5 protein-coding genes and 1 pseudogene are annotated in these 2,886 nt (G+C 45.0%); 2 read left to right on the top strand and 4 right to left on the bottom strand.

What is annotated here, in order from left to right; translation table 11 throughout:
- Window positions 1-221 (top strand): hypothetical protein (locus LC605_RS32265; protein ID WP_229551441.1); only part of this gene is annotated, 221 nt, incomplete at its 5' end.
- A complete protein-coding gene (locus LC605_RS32260) occupies window positions 200-577 on the top strand; it encodes a hypothetical protein (RefSeq protein WP_229551440.1) in 378 nt (125 codons plus the stop codon). The genes LC605_RS32265 and LC605_RS32260, both read left to right, overlap by 22 nt.
- Window positions 578-720: 143 nt before the next feature.
- Here LC605_RS32260 and LC605_RS32255 read toward each other — a convergent pair.
- From LC605_RS32255 to LC605_RS32240, 4 genes and pseudogenes are all read right to left on the bottom strand, one after another.
- Window positions 721-906 (bottom strand): annotated as a pseudogene (locus LC605_RS32255) (integrase); the annotation flags it as partial.
- A 440-nt stretch (window positions 907-1,346) separates the two neighbouring features.
- Entirely contained in the window at window positions 1,347-1,940 is a 594-nt protein-coding gene (locus LC605_RS32250; RefSeq protein WP_229551439.1) for a DUF2959 domain-containing protein, read from the bottom strand.
- Between the two features lie 110 nt (window positions 1,941-2,050).
- On the bottom strand, window positions 2,051-2,515 hold the full coding sequence (locus LC605_RS32245; RefSeq protein ID WP_229551438.1) for an HNH endonuclease: 465 nt from the start codon (window positions 2,513-2,515) through the stop codon (window positions 2,051-2,053).
- The gene (locus tag LC605_RS32240) at window positions 2,493-2,720 is read right to left on the bottom strand and encodes a reverse transcriptase domain-containing protein (protein ID WP_229551437.1); all 228 of its coding nucleotides are present in this window, start codon (window positions 2,718-2,720) and stop codon (window positions 2,493-2,495) included. Before LC605_RS32240 ends, LC605_RS32245 begins: the two co-directional genes overlap by 23 nt.
- Between the last annotated feature and the right edge of the window lie 166 nt (window positions 2,721-2,886).

Here is a 2,886-nt window from a genome sequence, read left to right as displayed (position 1 = left end):
GTTTTTGGGGTTCATTAATAAATAAAACTTATCATAGAGCTAAGGCAATCAGCTTTTTTATATTCCCCAAAAAACGGTATCGTACACTACTATTTTTTAGCGATCGCAAAAGTTTTCGGTCTACTGACGTTACACCTATCGGCGGCGGTGATGCTACCAACGGATATTGCTTCGCAAAGAATGGCGCTCACGCAGCTCAATGCCAACGCCCTCGGAGGTGAAAGGCAGCCACGGCATGAATTTGGAGAATTGGGTAATGCTACCCACGCCAATTGCCAGCGACTGGAAAAGCGGCAGCCCCTACCAGTTACACAAACAGCGTCCGCCCAATCTCAAGGATGTAGCCGCAGGATTGGATATAGCGACTTCTCGCGCCTTCAATCCTCATTTAGTAGAGGCGATGATGGGTTTCCCGCTCTTCTGGACAGATGTTTGCTTACACACACAGAGATTGATAGCTGGCTCACCGCAGCCACAATCCCCACTTTCAATCGGCTCAGTCGTGGCGAGATTGCAGCACTTCCGCTCTATTGCCAAGAAGAATATCGCCCAGGACTTACGCAACTGGCACAAATAGCGGGCAGGGCGCAGCCCTGCCACGGGACAATTTAAATCAAACCAAGCACATCGGAATACTTGGGCGTTTTAGTTGCTGAATTAAATAATTAGACAGCAAATTATGCTTGATTTGATAAATAGTTTGACCAGTGGTATAGGCTAAGTGCTTGCATCACAAGTACCACTGCTTAGGAGTTGGGCGATCGCATTTAACGCCTCTCGCATCGTCCGTCTTGAACCCTCCCCAAGACTGTTGAGGTAAACTTCAGCCGGGTGCATAAGCGGTACTGGTTCAGTTAACGCCAGCGATTCAGGATTAAAATTGTTAGCGATCGCGCGGGTGTTCACGGGCAGTTGAAAGAGTACTTTAAACTAGATCCTCTCTCAAAAGTGGCTTTTTACACAACTTTCAAGCCCCCCAGATTGCGAGAAGCACATTTCTCTACACTCATTTGGTGTGTAAAGCTTGCTACGGCTAACAGTTTCTTGGTCGAATGGCTGCTTGCTTGAACGCAATTTCAACTTTTCTCAAACATCACCCAACCCGTCTACCCACTCTCCTAACCGCCATTTCTCGCCAATTGCCCCAGACGCTTCAACACACTCAAAACCGTATATAATTCATTTCCCGGATTGAAAATGTAGAACAAGCGAGACAATACATATTTTGGTGTTTCTTGTTTTATCGGAGGCAGGAGTTAGGAGGCAGGAGGCAGGAGGAAAACTGACCCCTAACTCCTGCTGTGACCAGAGGGAACAGGGGTTTAAGACCCCCACTGAACTCTCGTTCAGTGGCTCTTTTTCAGTTGGGGTCGAATCCCCAACTGAAAAACTCCTTCTGCCTCCTGCCTCCTGCCTCCTGCCTCCTTCAACAATTTAACAAAAATAAAACTACTGCCATTGGAGATTAGTCCGTATACCGGTTTATCTGAGTTAGAGACTGCCAGCATATAAGCTAGCAGATGTGGTTTGCCCACCTCTACGGAAAAAGCTGCTTGTTTAGACTCTATAACTACTACTACTAGCTGTTCAAACAAAACTAAGATATCAATCTGCCCTTTGACCCTTACGCCTTCATCTTCAGCCGAAACTTCTACAGATTTTTCAGATTTGACATGAAACGGGGATAGATAAAAGTCTGCTAAATCCAACAAAGGAGACAGCACCACCATCTTGACGGTGTTTTCCAGCAGGGGAGGGTACTTGAGCAAATTGGCATAACTTGCCTTAACTCGGTCGAGCTGTTGTTTTTGGGAGTTGGTAATTTCTGGTAAGTTATCTTGCCACTCTCTAAAAAATTGCTCATCCTCAACTAATTCGAGTCCAAATCTGGTCTCTAAATCAAGTAGGGTAATTTCTTTAGCCTGTATTGTTTGAACCATAATCCAGAAATATTTTTGGTAATTGATAATGAAAGTAAAGAAGAAAGAGTGGGTTTATGGCTGCAAATATTTGGCTTTCATAGTCTTGAGTGTTTTCTCTTGCCCTGCCATCAGTGTAATATCTGGAGATTTTTATATTCGTCTTTGCCTCCCAAACTTTTGGGGATTTTGTGGTCAATCTCCAGTACATCTTCTTCTCGAAAGTACATTCCGCAGTGGGTGCATTTCCCTGACTGTGACTTTAGGAGCGTTGCCACTCGATAAGTCGTTTCGGGGTGTTTCCCCATTCTTGAACTCCAGTAAATTAGGTTGCCATCGTAGGGACTGGCATCGCCTTTGACTTTCACATGACGGATAATCTTTGTTTCCGTATGTGACCGTAACCGCATCGGGTTTTTACCCTCCTGTCTGGTTGCGAATGCCCAATTATCACCGCCTATAGTTTGCCAATATTTCTTTGACACCCATCCCCCAGATTTCTTGGGGTGGCGGTGTTGCGCCCAAGCCTTTAGCTTTGGATACATGAGATTATCTAAGTCAGCAAAGATAACCTTACTTACCACTGTTGAAGTCATCGGCGTATCGAACTAAAGTTAGGCTTTTACATTTTTCTTGCCAGCTTACTTGCCATTTACCTGTTGAATTTTTCATATCTAAGGTTTTGGCAAATTTCTTAATTCGTTCTTCCATCCCGTGGAGAGCAATATTTGCCAGTAATGGAGAAATGACTCCACCCTGCGGCGTTCCCTCAGATGTTGGAAACAACTGCTTACCGTCCATCACCCCCGCTTTTAACCATGACCGAACTTGTCGGCGGATGTTGACACTCCCCGCCCTAAAGGGAACGGGGATTCTTAATTAAACAATTGTAAAGACAACTGTTCAAATAATATCCGCTTTTCAGGTATTACCTTAGATGTACGGTTCTTGCCCTGATCCTGTTTGC

The sequence above is a fragment of the Nostoc sp. CHAB 5836 genome, from assembly GCF_020829445.1.
Lineage (GTDB): Bacteria > Cyanobacteriota > Cyanobacteriia > Cyanobacteriales > Nostocaceae > Nostoc.
The sequence above is the reverse complement of the archived record's forward strand: the minus strand, read 5'-3'. Positions and strand labels throughout refer to the sequence as shown.